Below are 17,422 nucleotides of genomic sequence, written 5' to 3' on the forward strand. Positions count from 1 at the left end.
AATGAGTAATACTTATTACACTAGTTTAACAGGAATGCTTGCGGCAAGTTATGGTTTGCAAAATGCATCGCATAATGTTGCGAATATGCAAAGTCCAGGTTTCAAACGCAGTGACGTGTTCTATTCTTCTCTTGGCGATGGAAAAAACCACGGTCAGTTTGGTTCAGGAGTGACTGTCGCAGAAACTGCCACAAATTTTAGTGCAGGCAAGTACCTCGGAACAGGAAACCCTGCTGATTTTGCCATTGTAGGCCAAGGATTTTTTATCGTCCGCCTTAAAAACGGTGAGATTCTATACACTCGCAACGGGGAATTTAATTTTAATAGCGAGGGTGTACTAGTTGACAAGCGCAGCGGTGGTTTCGTGCAAGGGTATAATGCACATGGCGATTTAGTCCCTATACAGCAAACTGCTGCTAAAACATTGGTCGGCAAAGCAACGCGTCATGTGAATTTGGCAGGTGATTTTATTCTTGTTAAAGCAAAACAGAATAACAACCAAGATCCAGATCCCATCAAAAGTGATTATGAAAATATTCAATTTACGGTTGATAATATTTTCGATGCTAAAGGTAAAGCCCATAAAATAGAATTTGAATTTAAACCTAAAGGATACTTAAGAAATCAACCAAACGACAATCAACCCAATACCAATTATCCCAACGATAATCGATTAAACAATAACCGGGATGGTTTGGAATGGGAACTGATCAAGGCAAGCTACGATGGTATAAATCTCGCACTTACTCCACAATTTTTGGAGTTTAGTGATCTTCAGCAGGGTGCTCCCGCTTCAGGACAGAATTTTATCGATCTTCAATTACCGAGTAATCAACTGGTCACCTTCAATTTTGGCAATTATATGTCTGATCAAGACAAATCCGTCCGTCTCAATATAGAAGACGCCATTAAACCCGCTACCAACATCACTGTGTATCAACAAGACGGCAACATTGAAGGAAATTTAATTGGATTTTCCTTTGATGAGAACGGACAAATCTCTTGGCAGTATGATAATAACCAAACGATAGGAGGAATCCACATTGCTTTAGCTAAGTTCGATGATCTAGAACACAATTTAATACCCGCTAACGATAATTTATTCCGCGCTAAAACTGAACAAGGTAGACAAATTGGCCGCGCCAATAAAGATGGTTTCGGTAATTTGCAACCTGGAAAAATCGAAACGTCGAATGTCGATTCGACTACTGAATTTGCAAATATTATTGTTTTGCAACGCATGTTCCAAGCTTGCTCTCAAATCATGGAAATCGATAAACAATTACTCGAAGAGTTACATAAGAAATGAAAAAAAATGCTAAACCATATCGCATAATCAACAGTATTGAGCTGCAACACCTTACGCATCAATTTCAGGAAGTATTACTGCATTGGAATAAGACACATTTTATCGAGCCTATTGAGTTAGAAGTCAGTTGCTGTTCAGAAATTTATAAGTTTAATGAAACGCAGTTGATTAACGATAGAAATGATAGTCCTATCGCCCTAATTGACCAAGACTATTTGCCATTTTTGCAAAAATCTATTTTCGGTGAAGTGTCTTATTGCCTCGATCAAGTCAGTTCTGAGATATTTATCCGTTTATTAAATGATTTTCTATCCATGGATTCACTGCAAACCACCCGCAATTCAACCCACTACAACGAATGGATATACCCCGGATCGGCGTCATTGATTTTAACCTTTAGCCATAACAAAGGATTATTTCATCTTTATCTCCATCCAAACTGGGTATTGGCTCATCTGCAACCCCAAAATTCTCCTACTCCTTTGACAGGCTTAGAGCTCACTTTAGCCTCAAAAAAGCTAACTTTGACCATCGAATTTGCAGCATTTCGCCTCCCTTTAGGGAAACTTCTTAATTTGCAGGTAGGAAATATCATTAAAACCGATCATGCTTTAAACAAACCCCTACTTGTTCAATACAACAATCAAACGGTTTGCGAAGGCGAAATCGGTCGATTATTGCAACATAAATCAATTCAGCTAACGAGGTCATAACATGAGTATTACCGTAAAAAAAATTGCCTTATCCGAATTAGAGACACAAACAGAGGGCGAATCGCTGTTCAGAGACAACTACTTGGATCTTGTTGCTTCTTTAGAAATTGAATGCCAAGTGCGTTTGGGCAGCATCACCATCTCGATAAGCGAATTGCGCCGGCTTCAACAAGGTCAAATATTACGCTTGGATCAAAAAACACACGAACCCATTGATATTTTAGTTAACAATCAAGTGATTGCACGAGGGGAGCTGATGAGCGCTGACGATTGTTTTGCCCTTCTTATAACCGAGGCTCCTCATGAGTAATTGCCAACCTGTCTTACTTTTTGGGCTAATGAGTTTTTCCTCAAGCCAAGTCTTTGCGGAAAATATCCCTTTTAAAGAGAATTTCCAACTCAAACCAGGTTGGATCATTTATCTTTTAGCTATTCTAACCCTTGCTGCGATTTATTTGATTTCAGCTAGAAAAAATCGGGGTTCACAGCTTCAATCTTCGGCATGCTTAGTCGTTGATAAGAAACGTTTAAGCACTAAAACGACGGTATACATCCTCGATTATCAAAATCAACGTTTTCTTCTTGCTGAAAATCAACATGCATTAGTTTTCCAACAATTAAATAAAGAGACTCACGATGTTGCGCGGTAAAAAATTATTAATTACAAGCATGGCCTTATTCTTTGCCTACCTCCCTTTAATAGCCCACGCGCATTCCCCAACATTATCTTTTGGTCCTATTCACTTCGATCAGGATGGCATTTCTCCAGCCCTGCAGGTTTTTGTTTTGTTAACTTTATTAAGTTTAGCCCCTAGTTTACTCATTATGCTTTCCTCTTTTACCCGTATTGTCGTCGTGTTATCTATGCTTCGTAACGCTTTAGGGTTGCAACAAACACCGCCGAATTCAGTCCTCATCAGTTTGTCATTATTCCTTACCCTTTTTTCCATGATGCCTGTGGCTAAAGTGATTTACACAGAAGCTTATCAACCTTATCAAACTCATCAAATTAATACCGAAACGGCTCTCGCAAAAGCAAAAATTCCATTAAAGCAATTCATGCTAAGACAGACGCGCGAAAAAGACATGCAGGTGATTTTAGAATTAGCAAAAGAACCCTTACCAGCAACAGCACAGGATATCAAATTGTATCAACTTATTCCGGCATTCCTACTTAGCGAATTACAAACAGCTTTTCAAATTGGCTTCATGATTTTTTTACCTTTTTTGCTGGTTGATCTCATTATTTCGGGTATTTTAATGACCATGGGAATGATGATGGTTCCACCGATGACGATTGCCCTGCCCGTCAAAATTTTACTCTTTGTATTAATCGATGGATGGGATATAGTGATACAAGCTTTGATTGGGAGTTTTCACTAGGAAATGGACACAATGGATAATATAAAGGAGAGGCTAAACCGTTATTTACAGTTTCTTGAGCAAGATCCTTCAAATGTCAATTTATTACTTTCGATAAGTGAAAGTTACCGCCAATTAAATGATTTTAACGAAGCACAGCGGTATCTCGACAAAGCTAAAACAATCGATGCCAATGCCTGCATTGCTTTAGAAGGTATTCTTGCTTTGAATCAAGGCCATTTTGAACGGGCAAAAAAAGCACTTTTTCAAGCAGTTAGCTCAGAAGATTTACCTATTCTTCGTTATAATTTGGCAGTGTGCCATTATTCATTGAACGAACCCGATGAAGGTATAGCGGCCTTAACACCTTTGTTTAAACAAAATCCTTCCTACGAGATTGAATTTCTCATGGCCCAATTGCTCCAACAACAAGGGCAACTTGAGCAAGCCATTAACCTGTTGAAATTCGTTTTAGAACAGCATGGTTCATCTGAAAAAACTTTGGTCTTATTAGCGCAATTATACCTCGATAATCACGATGAAATCGCAGCTGCAAACACAGCCCAGCAAGTTTTGATTATCAACCAGAAAAATTATGAAGCCCAGGTAATCCTTCTATTATTGCGTTTAGTGAAAGAAGAAGTCACAGTTAATGAAATCGAAATTAAAAAACTACTTGCTGAACACGCTACCGATAGTCGATTATGGTTTGCCTTAGGCACAACTTATTTTCGCGCCATTCGCTTGCAAGATGCCGAAAAAGCCTACTTAAAAGCGGCTAAATTAAATCCTCAGTTTTATGACAATTGGGTCAGCTTAGGGTGGTGTCAGCTATTCCTTGATAAATTAGATGAGGCACAACACTGTTATCAACAAGCTATTGCTCTTAATGAGGGCAATTCGGAAGGTTGGGGAGGATTAGCATTAATCCATGCATTACGCAGCAATCTAGATGATGCAGCTGATTTAATTACTAAAGCAGCAGCCTTAGATTCCGAATGCTTTTTGGCAAAAATAGCGCAAATTATTCATTTAAGTCATGCCAATCCGGGAAAAGCTGAAGTGCAATTTAAGGAAACTTTCCCGCAAATTGTAGAACAAATCAATGCAGCGATGGCTACAGTACTACAAGAGGTGGATAAGAATAAGACAGTGCATTAATGATGGTTCCAATGCATCTTCTATGATGAATTTAGATGTTAACCACTCCGACACATGTGGGTATGTTCAAGAAAGATCTTAGAAGAGTTGGGCATTGCGTTAATATATACTTAAGAGGGTAATTCACTAATAGGGACATCGTCATGGACACCACCGAATGGCTCAAACAGCTTGTTGCCCTTGATACGACTTCACGCAACTCAAATCTCGAGCTAATCCATTTAGTTCAAGACTGGTATAAATCACATCATCTTTCACCAAAACTTATTTATGACGACAAAAGAACTAAAGCCAATCTCTTTGTCACCCTGCCGGCTCATGATGGCAATTGTACAAATGGAGGTCTTGTTCTATCGGGCCATACTGACGTAGTCCCTGTTGATGGACAAGACTGGGATACCAACCCTTTTGAACTAAGCGAACGCCATGGTTGTCTTTATGGACGTGGTACGGCTGACATGAAAGGTTTTATTGCTGTTTTGCTGAAACTCGTCCCTGAATTTTGCCAACTCAAGCTGGCTAAACCCATTCATTTTGTTTTTTCCTATGATGAGGAAATAGGCTGCTTGGGAATCCCTTCTTTACTAGACAATTTAAAAAAATGGGAAATCAAACCCGAAGGTTGTGTGATAGGTGAGCCGACTAACATGCAACCTGTCACAGCAAATAAAGGCAGATTACTCTTTCGCTGCCGCATCCATGGCGCAGCAGCCCATTCTTCCTTGACTACTCTAGGTTGTAACGCCATTGAACATGCAGCACAATTGATTAGTTACTTACGCAATTTAGCAAATCACTATAAAGAGCAAGGGCCATTTGATAAGGATTTTGACGTACCCTTCACCTCGGTTTCAACCAATATGGTTCATGGGGGTAGTGCTTATAATATTATTCCAGAGTGGTGCGAATTCGTTTTCGAATTCCGTTACTTACCTCATCTAAATCCCCAAGAAATCACGGAAACCATTCAACACTATATTCAAAAAACATTGTTACCCGAATTACATAAAGAATATCCGGAAGCAACCGTTGAGCTTACAAAAATCTCAGGAGGGGGACCAGGACTCGATACTTCTGAAAACGAAGTAATCACCCAATTAATTCGTCAGGTCACACAAGTGAAGAAAAAGAACAAAGTTGCTTATACCACCGAAGCAGGATTTTATCATCGCGCTAAAATACCGACCGTAATTTGTGGACCTGGCAGCATTGAACAAGCTCATCGTGCCAACGAATTTGTGACCTTGGAGCAGCTTAGAGAATGTGAAACAATCATTTCTAAATTGGTCAATCATTTCGTGTTGACCAAATAATTTAATGAGCTGAAAACGCAACCTCTTAACAACACGCTCTAATGAGTTGCACTACTCGTTGCTGGTTGATGTGGTTGAGGTGTATAAGCGGGCGCTGTAGGCCAAACAGCACCTGCTCCATATCCTGGTTTGGTTGAAAGCGCGTTAGGATTAACAACATAAGAGTCCGTACCCACTTGCTTAGTTGGCATCGTGTTCATTCCCGAATTGGGAAAACTTGTCGTTGCCTTATCAGTACCCACCATGGCACCGCTACCCTGTACCGCCATCGCCAGTTGCGTTTTTGCTTGAAATTGCCCAACATGGGCAAAACTTCCATTAACTAAGATTGAAACACCAAACAGTGCTATTAATAAGGTAAATTTCTTCATCATCTACCTCCTTCCCTGTTTCATTTGTGAGCTTGCCCAATAAGCAAATACCTCACTCTTTCCTGTAGGATTAAAATGAGTTCATTATCCCCTTTTATTAAGTATAGAACTTTGCAAATGATGGAACAAAATTATCAATCGCTATTTAATTCCGATTGAATGTATTGAATCCCCATAGCCAGTATTATGCTCCAATTCAGGTTGAGCTTCTTCCAATAGATAAGTCCAACCACCTAAATCAACCGTGATTGACAGAAATTGCTCACCAGAAGTGAGAAAATGATGATGATGTATATTTTTTGAGTCGATATTGATCAGGAATTTTTTATAATTAAAATGTCGAATAGCCTCATGTATGTAATACACTTCTTTTTCTGTCCCAGAAACAAGAAGTTTGCCGGTATCAGCATCAATTTGACCTCTCTCTCCACCGACAAAAGCTAATTCACTTAGCATCAAGGGCTCATCTGGTTCTACTTCCAAGTGATTTCTCAGTGTGCGGAAAAAATACTTTAAAACAGTCATGGCAGCCTCGGGAAAAGCCTTTGTTTGAAGAGCAAAGCCTGACCAATGATATAAGCCGCAGAAAGATACAAGCTCATCTTCATACCAGAAATTACCTCTAACAATAAAAGCAATACAAGTTGAAACGCCTTCAGTTCTAATTTTTGTTTTTGCATCAGAAGAAAAGGCCATCTCATCGGTATCAACGTGTTTGATTTTATGTAGAAAATATTCATTTGTCATATACAATACTCAAATAATTAACATTAAATTTTGTAAAATTAAAATTGTTGCTAAGGGCTGTTGTCAAAGGTGGCGTGAATATTATACAGAAACCTTAGTGGGTATTGAGTCCAATAAACTAACGGCCTTCCTAGTTTAAGAGATAAAGTCATGCCGCAGACAAAGGGAAAATGAGTTTGATTCGAGTATAAGCAATTTGAAACCCTATTTTTTGTATATTCAGATCAGATATCGATCCTGGCTCAGTAGTTACAGATGCGATACCCGCACCAGAGTGAATTGCATACTCAATACGTTTATCCAAAAGCGCTTTTTGCAAACCTCTGCCACGGTAAAAGGGCAATGTGCTAGTAACTCCAAGATCACAAACACCTTGGTGTATAGCAATAGTACCCCCTGCAACTAACTTATTATTCATAAAAGCACCGAAAGGAGTCACACCTTCTGTTTTTGCATAAAGATAAAATTGTTCCCTTGCTTCTTCGTATTCAAATCCTAAAGCCACGCAGTTTGCCCATTCGTGTAAGTGATTTTCACTTATTGGTTGAATCCTAAATTCTTCATGCTTTGGTACCGTGTTGCGAACAGGTTGGGTTAAATCAAGGATAGAGATATTATTTAACTCCGAAATCACATAACCTCGGCGGCTTAGTTCAGAAAAGATAAAATTACCAGCAAGAGGACTTAATTCTATGTCAACACGTCGATGCAGAAGTTTATGGTAGAAGTTCTCTATCGTTTCAATTTGAGAAATTAGTTTGTCTTGATCAGTATCAAATCCCCATCCAATAACCTGCGAGAAAAAAGAGTTCTCTCCTGAGAAAAAGGCAGCACCTGTCCCTAGTTCCAAAATAGAACCCTTTGCACATTGTTTTGTAAATCGATAATGGCTTTCCTTTATACAGTTTTCAATTTTAAAAGCTAATTCTTTCGTAATTACCATGGCGCAATTCTAACTCTGATCCCACATCTTGTTGCTCTTTTAACTTATCGCATTATCTATATGGCTTAGTTATTTGAGCAAAATGATAAAAATATTTACTGGACGGGGAAATATAGCATATTCATTCCTCATTAACAGTAGAAAACCATGCACCATGAATTTTTGCCAGTATGCAGGACAAAAAAGTATTTCTTTCTCAGTTTATACCTAATTTATTTTGATTTTTTGTCTTGTATTGAGAATTTTTGCTCATTATTCTTTGGGTATTTTTTAAATTTTTTAACAGTGATTAGACGGCAGATTGACTATAATTTTAGGTGGCAAAATAGAAAAATTTGAAATTATGAGATCGGCAATTTTGTTTTTGAGTTCCTAATTTGTTATATGACTAGTCTCTAATTTCTAAATAGGGATCTATACTTCGCGCAATGGGCTAATTACTCTTTAGAAGAGAGATATAGATTATTATGGTTATCACAATTGCATTTTTACTTGCGCAAATAATTTTATTAATTAGCTATTTAATGACATCGATGCTCTTATTAAGAGCTTTGGTTTGCGTCGCCCAAGTTTGTTTTATGATTGCAACCCTGATGTTTGGTTTGCAACAACCAGGCATGCTTTCGAGTTTTATTTTTTCTATATTGATTCTTCTTATCAATATACTCCATATTTATCGGCTTCTGTATGCAAAAATACCATCTCCGATCCCAGAAGCCTATAAGGTTATTTATGAAAATAAATTTAAACAATTCTTGTCTAGAGAGTTTATGATCCTAATGAGCTATGCTCAGCCGAAGTCTACGACTAATGATTATTTAATCCAGGAAGACATTATTGCTGATGTTTCAGTGCTCATAGAGGGTAAAGCTTGGGTGCTAATGGGTACTAACCAAATTACAGAGTTAGAACAAAACAGTATTATTGGTGAAATTAGCTTTCTCACTCACAGCACAAGTATTGCCAGCGTTAAAGCAATAAATACCGTAAAGTTTTGCACCTGGACGAGGGAAAATTTGCTAAAACTTAAAAAGCAATATCCAAATGTTTATTATAAATTCTATGACCTCCTTATAAAAAGCGCAGGTGAAAAATTAAGGGATCAAAATATACGTGGCTTTTATCTTAAGAAAACACTAAAAATACCCTCATAATCGGTTTCTAATCGGTCGGCGACATGGGAGCTCCTCAGCTATTAATCCTTTTTATACCGGCTTAAGTAAAATGGCAACTTAATTCGTTTCTACGTCTTGGTTTTAAAAAATGCCATCCGGTTAGAAAGCATGTGATTTCAATCAGTTAAAATAACCATTTTTTAAATCGACTACGAAATCATGGGGCCAGTTTGTGCGGTATAGTCCATATCGCTTCTTTTTTGAATTTCTTTCTATGGTTATCCATACTTGGGCAGCAACTATCTGATTTAGGTCGTAACTTGAACCATTTTCGATGGTTATTTTAAATTCGTCGCTAGAGAATCCATCGCGGTACAAAATGTTTTTAATGTCTTCTTTTATTATATCTTTTTCGCCATACATAATTTTGTTTCCTGAAGATCGCACCTAAAGATAAGTATAGTCCGATTACATTCCGTTTCGACATCAAAGTTGATCTGATTTAGCTCTGGAGAATACTGACCCACACTACTTAGACTTAAGCTTAACACTTTGCCTACTCTTGAATGCGGATAATTCGCTAAAAATCAATCCATTCAAATAAAAGGATAATAGTTGTTTGATTGGTTCTAGAGAGAAATCCTATTCGTATGATATAAATCCAATAACTTCAGGCTGATTATAGACAGGGAGTAACCTGTTGGCGCATTAGCGATAACTGTATTTTACCTCACCAAAACTCATTTTTTGCGACAGAATCTATCTTTTCTTTACGCCCCAATAATGTCTATTAATAATCCACAGTGGCGTAATTATGCTCAAAATGTTACCATGTAAAATTCTTTTTTTGAGTATAAATATGGCAAATTCAAAAGAGCTCCCATCTCTCCCCCAAGCAGAGAGTTATGAAAAGATCCTTAAGCTCATCACAACTAGCCAGAGTTATGTATCTCTAAAGCCTCTAATGTATGATTTGTTTGTTGGAAATCATGACAAAGTGGAAGAATGCCGTATTAATAATCTGGTCTCGGTGCATGAAATAGCGCAAGGCTATGCTTTAGCAGGGAACCACGACAAAGTGGAAGAATACCGTATTAAGCATCAGGCTTCGGTGCAAGGAATTGCCAAAGGCTATGCTCATGCCGGTAACCACGATAAAGTGGAGGAATATCGAGCTAAGCATCATATTTCAGTACACTCAATCATTAAAGACTACGCTCAAGCTAACAACCATGCCAAAGTAGAAGAATACCGAATCAAGCATCAGATTTCGGTGAACCAAATTGCTTTAATCTATGCGCACGAAGGAAACCACGACAAAGTAGAAGAGTATCGAATTAAGCATAATGCTTCAGTGAAAGGAATTGTCAAAGGCTATGCATTAGCTGGAAACCACGACAAGGTGGAAGAATATCAGATTCAAGATCCTACTTCAGTGCATACAATCGCGCTAGGGTATGCACATGCTGGAAACCATGACAAAGTGGATGAGTATCGCATTAAGCATCACGCTTCAGTGGATGAAATCGTCAAAGGCTATGCTCATGCCGGAAACTACGACAAAGTGGAAGAGTATCGCATTAAGCATCACGCTTCAGTGGATGAAATCGCCAAAGGCTATGCCTATGCTGGAAACCATACCAAAGTGGAAGAATACCGAATTAAGCACCAGGCTTCGGTACATGAAATCGCCAAAAGCTACGCTCACACCGGAAACCACGACAAAGTGGAAGAGTATCGAATTAAGCATCATGCTTCAGTGCATGAAATAGCTAAAGGGTATGCTCATGCCGGAAGCCACGACAAAGTGGAAGAATACCGAATTAAGCACCAGGCTTCAGTGGATGAAATCGTCAAAGGCTATGCCTATGCCGGAAACCATTACAAAGTGGAAGAATACCGAATTAAGCACCAGGCTTCAGTGGATGAAATCGCTAGAGGCTACGCTCGTCTCGGATATCATGACGAAGTGGAAGAGTACCAAATCATCCATTTCGCTTCAGTATATGAAATCATCAAAGGCTATGCTGAAGCCGACAACCATGCCAAAGTGGAAGAATACCGAGTCCAGCATCAGATTTCAGTGAACCAAATTGCTTCGATCTATGCTCTATTTGGAAAACAATATAAAGTGGATGAATATCGGAATAAATATCAGGCTTCAGTGCAAGATATCGCCCCCGGCTATGCTCAAGCCGACAACGATGCCAAGGAGCAAAAATACCGAACTAATTATCCCCCCTCTATTACAGGTGATACAAAAGCAAATAACCAAGAAAATATTGTTGAATCAACCAAGCCATCCAATGCTCCCACGCAAAAAAGCATTGAAAATATCCGGGGTGGTATCCATACGAAATATATTACTGGCACTCCTCATCCACGGTTGCCTGAAGAACAAAGACCAGTTAATAGCAATACCTCTACACAGCGCAAATTGCCGTTTACACCCGTTTGTAATATGAGCTCAGCTTCCACCTCCTTTTACACTCATTCTATTGCAACCCCTGCTTTCAGTGCGAGGCTTCTTACTGAAAAGAAAGATTTAGAACTTGCTTCATTGAACACTTTTATTTGTGCTGGCCGTACAAAGAATGCTCTTGTGCCAGTTACGGAAGGAAGCCGTTGTACTTTAATTTGTACTGAGGAAGAAGTAATTGAGTTACTGCCCCACCTCTCCAGCCATCTTGATTTACTGGTAATAAGTAAAATTGAAAGTAAATATAATGGGGAGTATACCGATTTAGGGAGTATTACAGCACGGCGGCTTGCTGCCTTTTTGTTTGCATACCACGCGAACTGTCCTAAATTCTCTCTTCTAGATGATAATATTGAGAGGCTATCTTTCTCACCTGAAATAATTTCCTCTGATTCTTGGGATGCAGTAATAGATTTTCTAGGACATCAGATGGCACAGAAAGCCAGTTTTAGTGTTGGCACCGCAAATGGCCATAAAAAGAAGCATGGAGAGCTAGGTTCTAAATTTTTTATGATAAATATGCAACTTATCCGCCAAAAACTTCAAGAGGAAGAAGATTTATTCTGTCTCTTTCCTGAAGCAACTCAAGCAAAAAAATGGGGTGAAGACTTTTATTTTCAGATAGTTCTACACTATTTATTTGCAGAACAAAATATTGCCGGGTATGGCATTATCCCTTTACAAAAAATTGGACTATTTCGCTCAAAACATCATCAAAATTTCTTTGCTGCATCAGGGAAAAAAGCAGAATTTTTTGAAATTCCTACTCCAAGTAAGGATATTTCCTCACCATTTTCCCAGGTTATTGAACGCGCTGTTAGGAAATTAAACCAGATTATTCAAGAAAACTACTTAAATCATGAGCGAATGGAAAATTCCATCCAAAACGTTGATTTATTAAGTCTCCATGCAAAAGCCAATAATCAGAATCCTGATATGGAGTCTTCAACGCCTGCATTAGTTCAAAACCCCAGCGACTTTAAAACAGATTTTGCCAAAGCCATTCTTAATTATGATTTTGCAACCACCATGCTGCGAGACTACCAAATTCAAGCTATTAAAGCAGCAGCTACTTATTCAGGCCCTTCTCGTATTGTCATGGCTACAGGAAGTGGTAAAAGTCTAATCCAATGTACGCTAGCATTGATGGCCTATCATACCTCTGCTCCAAATCAACCCATTTTTATTGTCACTCCGCATATCGAACTGGTAATCCAATTCTATGAGGATTTGCTGCGCTATAATGATACCTTGAAAAAAAGTAATAACCTGCTTTCCATTCCATCGCAGAATATCATCACGGTGTCCAGTCATATGCAAAGTATCAGTGTAAGAGCACTGCTGCAAAATCAACCCATTCGTCAACAGAAATCCATTATTATTTGCTGTGAAGATAGTTTTAATAAGCTATTAGATGAGAACCGGGCGATGATCCACCAAGCTGCTTTAATTCTTTTAGACGAATACCATGAGTATACAAAAACAGTGAAGGAATTAGTTGAAGGACTTCCTTCTGCACCCCCAATGGTTATCGCCAGTAGTGCAACCCCTCCTACTCAGGATGTCATCAATAATAATTTGTATTCTTTTAGTCTTAGACAAGCGCTTAATGGTATTTTCCATGCGCCTTTAATTGTAGATACTCTTAATATCCCCTACTCACCGGAAAATGTAGATCTTATAATTAAATGGCTTCCGCAAATTCTAAGAAATCAATATCATCCAGGATTTCAAGAAGGGGCTACTTTGGCAGAAACTAAAGGCATTATCTATTTAAAATCCATTAAATTGTGTGAGCAGGCACAAAAAATATTGCGTGAAGCAGGATTAAATGCATATGCCATTCATAGTGATAATTCACTGGCTTCTGAAGAAGCCAAGCAATTTGTAAAAAATGACCAACCAGGCATCCTACTTGCAGTGAGAAAACTTCGCTTTGGATTCGATTGCCCTGACTTGGCATGGGAATTTATCCTACGTCCGCCCTCTCAAAAATCAGCACGGCAAGACATAGAACAAATGCTAGGACGAGTGATTCGCCGTTACCAAGACAAGCTTGGCTATGTAGTCACCTTTGAAGATATTTTTAATCGATATATCCTTCCTATTACCCAAGAACAGGAGAAAATACCTGCCCTATCGACTGATTATCTTGCCAATGCTGATGCCAAGGAATACTATCTTGATGAAAATGGTTGTATAGTGGTGGATTCGGATTTCCTTGAAATAACAGATGCAATGGATGACTCTACTGAAGATAATAGCCCTATGATGATAGATTCAGTCCCTGCTGAAACACAAGGATTTTCCGTCCGATTTTTCCAATCCTGTCAATCCCAGCGAACACGGAAACATGCTCTATCCGAAGACGCAGAATGTAACAAAAGGCCTCGTTGAAAGATTTGATTGGTTCACCGATGACGCAATACAATAAAAGCGGTATCCAGTGTTTCGCAGCAGGATAAGACAAAAAGCTTTCTTTAAACTATTTAACGCCAGGAAGTGCACTTATTCATTAAGGAGATATCTGTGCATGCATTTGAAATCATTATGCTATTTTGTTTTGGTGCAGCTTGGCCTTTCTCTATTATAAAATCATATAAGTCGACTATAAATGGAAGTAAGAGTATATGGTTTCTATTTATCATCTTCCTAGGATACATAAATGGCATTTTATATAAATTTTATTACGCCTATGATTTTGTTATCTATCTTTATGGATTAAATTCTGGATTAGTTTTGATTGATATTCTTTTGTATTACCGTAATGAATTTTTTATCTATCAGTTATCAAGGCCGGAAGAACTATTATACAAACAACATTTTTCGACCCTACCTCGATCAGTTTTTTGTGGATTGCTAAAATTAGCTAGATATCAACATTACTCACCAGACGAGTATTTAATCAAACAAGATACTTCAATAGAGGAGTTGTTCTATTTAGTAGAGGGCGACGTAAAGGTCAGTAAAGAGGGTATAGTGATTAATCATCTCTCTAACAATACTTTCATTGGTGAAATGAGCTTCTTAACTGGCGATAGAACAACAGCGGATGTGATCGCAGTAACGCCAGTTAAATGCTTAACTTGGAAAAAATCTGAATTAAAATCCCAGAAAGAGATACTTAATTATTGTAATATGCATATTGCATTAGACTTAATTAAAAAAGTCGATCCAGCCAAAAGAATTACTGTTTTCTAAGAAACAAAGGCCTTCTTCGGCCGTTTGGTTAGTAAAAGCAGCGCTGAAACCAGCAATAGTATCCCTCCAACAGCAATCAACCCAGCACTGGATATAAGGGATAGCAAATTGGAACCAAAACCCGTGACCATCCAGGCAAATGCCATCACTGCACCAGAAATTCCCATCACCCATCCTTGCGATTGTGCATCCACGGCATTAGAGAATAAAGTTAATAAGCAAGCAAAGGCCATAATATCAAAAATTGCGATCGCCACTGCTAATGGCCATTGCAATATAGGATTAGGAATAACATAAACCAATAATTGCCCTAGTCCGGTTAAAATGAGGGTAGCGAAAGCGATGTGGTGCACTTTATAGCGATTCACACAGAAAGGCATGCCAAGAAGAATACCAATGGCAAACCCCAAACCAATCATGCCTTGCACTGCGCCTAACTGCCAATTGGTGTAATTGTAAGCAATCTTCATATGTACAATGATGAATTGGAAATAAAGACTGAAGCCCATTTGCATCAATAAAAACACCAGTGCCAGAATACGTACAGATCGATGCTCAAAGGCTTCAATGAAAATTTGAACGGGACGGAAAATAGATATTTTCTTATGGGACAAAGCTAAAACGGTATCTTGATAGCCAAGTTCTATCCAAAACCAAGCGATAAACGCCAGTAACGCCGCCATTAAAAATGGAGTTGTAAAAGTAAACCAAGGCAGTAATTGTTGATCCGACATGACCCCGCCAAGTAAGGGGCCAAGAACAGATCCCAAACTGAAGCTCATGGAGATTAAACTCATATTTAAAGCCTTGCTTTCAGGGGTGCTCAAATCTGCAATTGAGGCTTGAGCAATAGGTTGACTACCCGCCATTAAACCGGAAAACGCCCGGCCGATTAGTAATAAGCTCAAGTAAGAAAAAGCGACACCTATCCCCATTAATAGAAAACTGATGGTTATTCCCAGCATGCACAACAATAATACTTTTTTTCGCCCCCAAACGTCAGATAAATCCCCCATAAATGAAGTGCCAAAAAACATACACAAAGGGTAGAGAATATAACTTAATCCTAAATAAAAGTGTTTCACTGCCAAACTCGCATCCGTACTTAATACCGGGCTATGATCTGCCGTAAAGATTGCGGTCATCACTGGATAAACGAGTCCAAAACCTAAAGCATCAATGACCACTGCAAAAAAACAAGGCGCGGTTTTTCTGAACATGATGATATCTTTGGAGTGAGAAATGTAGATTCAATATATTGTTATCTGAGGTGTTTTGTCTACTCTCCCGACAAAGCCAGATAGGTTTGTTGGATTGATATTTTTTCGATCGCATCACATTATGAGCAGATGAGGTCATAAAGTCCGAAATCTTTTTCTTAGCAAAATTTCATTCCCTTAAAATCTGACTATACTTTGATGTAATGTCGCGTATGTTGGATCCAAAAATGAAAAAGGAACTTACCCAAGCCTTCAAGACTGTGCGTCAGCAGACTGAGTGCTTATGTCAACCATTGGCAGTTGAAGACTACGTCATCCAAAGCATTGAAGACGTAAGCCCGCCAAAATGGCATTTAGCCCATAGCAGTTGGTTTTTCGAAACGTTTATCCTCAAGCAATATTTAGCCAACTACAAACCGTTTCATCCTTCCTTTCACTATTTATTTAATTCTTATTATCAAGCAATTGGCAATCCCTACCCACGTGCTAAACGAGGTTTATTATCAAGACCGACTGTGGAAACAATTTATGCTTATCGCAAACACATTGATATGCATATGCTGACTTTGCTCGAAGAAATATCAGACATACAGCTGAGGGAAATTCAACCCTTGGTAACGCTAGGACTACAACACGAACAACAACATCAAGAACTCTTGTTAATGGATATTAAACATAATTTTTCTCTTGATCCTAATTTTCCTGCCTATTGTTCAATCCAAATTCAAAAGACTCCCGAGACCCAATCAAAATTTGATTTTATTGATATTGACGGGGGAGTTGTTGAAATTGGTTATCGCGGCGGGCAATTTTGTTTTGATAATGAATTACCGATCCATAAAAAATATTTAATTCCCTACTCCATAGCCTCTCGATTAGTCACCAATGAAGAATACCTGGAATTCATTGAAGCCGGCGGTTATAAAGAACCTTGCTGGTGGCTCTCAGACGGATGGGATTGTCTTTTAAAGAATCACTGGAAGTCCCCATTATATTGGCATCATCAAGATAACGAATGGCATATTTTTGGCTTACATGGATTAGTACCACTAAATCCTGCAGAGCCAGTCAGCCATATCAGTTTTTATGAAGCGGATGCCTATGCACGATGGCGCGGAGCAAGATTGGCTTCAGAAGATGAATGGGAACATTTTGTTACACTAAAAAACATCAGGCCAGGTAATGATAACTTTATGGAAAAGGGCTTATTTCATCCACAGCCAGCAGGACAAAATCAGGCGCAGCCCCAACAATTTTTCGGCGAGTTATGGGAGTGGACAGCAAGTCCTTATCAACCTTATCCAGGTTATGCACCCTTGAAGGGTGCATTGGGTGAATACAATGGCAAATTCATGGCTAATCAAATGGTATTAAGGGGTGGGTGCTGCGTTACGCCTCAATCACATATTAGGGCAAGTTATCGCAATTTTTTTCAACCAGAAAAACGCTGGCAGTTTAGCGGAATTCGCTTAGCAAAGAATAATTAGG

At 38.7% G+C, this 17,422-nt stretch carries 16 protein-coding genes; 11 read left to right on the forward strand and 5 right to left on the reverse strand.

The window, feature by feature from the left end; all coding sequences use genetic code 11:
• The first annotated feature begins 1 nt into the window (after position 1).
• From LMI_RS11015 to argE, 7 genes are all read left to right on the forward strand, one after another.
• Complete coding sequence (locus LMI_RS11015; RefSeq protein WP_045099844.1) at positions 2–1,309, forward strand: flagellar hook protein FlgE; 1,308 nt, start codon at positions 2–4, stop codon at positions 1,307–1,309.
• The gene (locus LMI_RS11020; protein ID WP_045099845.1) at positions 1,306–2,022 is read left to right on the forward strand and encodes a FliM/FliN family flagellar motor C-terminal domain-containing protein; all 717 of its coding nucleotides are present in this window, start codon (positions 1,306–1,308) and stop codon (positions 2,020–2,022) included. Before LMI_RS11015 ends, LMI_RS11020 begins: the two co-directional genes overlap by 4 nt.
• A 1-nt stretch (position 2,023) precedes the next feature.
• Positions 2,024–2,332, forward strand: a complete 309-nt coding sequence (locus tag LMI_RS11025; RefSeq protein WP_052679549.1) for a FliM/FliN family flagellar motor switch protein — start codon at positions 2,024–2,026, stop codon at positions 2,330–2,332.
• A complete protein-coding gene (locus tag LMI_RS11030; RefSeq protein WP_045099846.1) occupies positions 2,325–2,672 on the forward strand; it encodes a hypothetical protein in 348 nt (115 codons plus the stop codon). The genes LMI_RS11025 and LMI_RS11030 overlap by 8 nt, the downstream gene beginning before the upstream one ends.
• Positions 2,659–3,405, forward strand: a complete 747-nt coding sequence (gene fliP / locus LMI_RS11035) for a flagellar type III secretion system pore protein FliP (RefSeq protein ID WP_045099847.1) — start codon at positions 2,659–2,661, stop codon at positions 3,403–3,405. Before LMI_RS11030 ends, fliP begins: the two co-directional genes overlap by 14 nt.
• Positions 3,406–3,417: 12 nt before the next feature.
• Positions 3,418–4,545 (forward strand): tetratricopeptide repeat protein, encoded by a 1,128-nt coding sequence (locus LMI_RS11040; protein ID WP_045099848.1) that lies wholly within the window; start codon positions 3,418–3,420, stop codon positions 4,543–4,545.
• Positions 4,546–4,688: 143 nt separating this feature from the next.
• On the forward strand, positions 4,689–5,858 hold the full coding sequence (argE, locus tag LMI_RS11045; RefSeq protein WP_045099849.1) for an acetylornithine deacetylase: 1,170 nt from the start codon (positions 4,689–4,691) through the stop codon (positions 5,856–5,858).
• A gap of 38 nt (positions 5,859–5,896) precedes the next feature.
• Here argE and LMI_RS11050 read toward each other — a convergent pair whose 3' ends face one another.
• The 3 genes from LMI_RS11050 to LMI_RS11060 form a co-directional block, all read right to left on the reverse strand.
• A complete protein-coding gene (locus LMI_RS11050; protein WP_143001009.1) occupies positions 5,897–6,232 on the reverse strand; it encodes a hypothetical protein in 336 nt (111 codons plus the stop codon).
• Positions 6,233–6,370: 138 nt separating this feature from the next.
• The gene (locus tag LMI_RS11055; protein WP_045099851.1) at positions 6,371–6,976 is read right to left on the reverse strand and encodes a hypothetical protein; all 606 of its coding nucleotides are present in this window, start codon (positions 6,974–6,976) and stop codon (positions 6,371–6,373) included.
• 148 nt (positions 6,977–7,124) lie between these two features.
• Positions 7,125–7,919 (reverse strand): GNAT family N-acetyltransferase, encoded by a 795-nt coding sequence (locus LMI_RS11060; RefSeq protein WP_045099852.1) that lies wholly within the window; start codon positions 7,917–7,919, stop codon positions 7,125–7,127.
• 467 nt (positions 7,920–8,386) lie between these two features.
• Here LMI_RS11060 and LMI_RS11065 point away from each other — a divergent pair, with 467 nt between their 5' ends.
• A complete protein-coding gene (locus tag LMI_RS11065; protein WP_045099853.1) occupies positions 8,387–9,073 on the forward strand; it encodes a cyclic nucleotide-binding domain-containing protein in 687 nt (228 codons plus the stop codon).
• A gap of 141 nt (positions 9,074–9,214) precedes the next feature.
• On the opposite strand, the gene LMI_RS11070 is transcribed toward LMI_RS11065, so the two are convergent.
• A complete protein-coding gene (locus tag LMI_RS11070) occupies positions 9,215–9,457 on the reverse strand; it encodes a hypothetical protein (protein ID WP_045099854.1) in 243 nt (80 codons plus the stop codon).
• A 436-nt stretch (positions 9,458–9,893) separates the two neighbouring features.
• Here LMI_RS11070 and LMI_RS11075 point away from each other — a divergent pair, with 436 nt between their 5' ends.
• Positions 9,894–13,910 (forward strand): DEAD/DEAH box helicase, encoded by a 4,017-nt coding sequence (locus LMI_RS11075; protein WP_058393278.1) that lies wholly within the window; start codon positions 9,894–9,896, stop codon positions 13,908–13,910.
• 132 nt (positions 13,911–14,042) lie between these two features.
• Positions 14,043–14,714 carry a cyclic nucleotide-binding domain-containing protein gene (locus LMI_RS15420; RefSeq protein ID WP_064102975.1) on the forward strand — a complete coding sequence of 224 codons (672 nt, stop codon included), beginning with the start codon at positions 14,043–14,045 and terminating at the stop codon, positions 14,712–14,714.
• Here the strand turns inward: LMI_RS15420 and LMI_RS11085 are convergent.
• Positions 14,711–15,934 carry an MFS transporter gene (locus LMI_RS11085; RefSeq protein ID WP_045099856.1) on the reverse strand — a complete coding sequence of 408 codons (1,224 nt, stop codon included), beginning with the start codon at positions 15,932–15,934 and terminating at the stop codon, positions 14,711–14,713. The genes LMI_RS15420 and LMI_RS11085 overlap by 4 nt on opposite strands.
• Before the next feature lie 227 nt (positions 15,935–16,161).
• Here LMI_RS11085 and egtB point away from each other — a divergent pair, with 227 nt between their 5' ends.
• Positions 16,162–17,421 carry an ergothioneine biosynthesis protein EgtB gene (gene egtB, locus LMI_RS11090; RefSeq protein WP_083012577.1) on the forward strand — a complete coding sequence of 420 codons (1,260 nt, stop codon included), beginning with the start codon at positions 16,162–16,164 and terminating at the stop codon, positions 17,419–17,421.
• Position 17,422 lies beyond the last annotated feature (1 nt).

The organism is Legionella micdadei (genome assembly GCF_000953635.1).
Classification (GTDB): domain Bacteria; phylum Pseudomonadota; class Gammaproteobacteria; order Legionellales; family Legionellaceae; genus Tatlockia; species Tatlockia micdadei.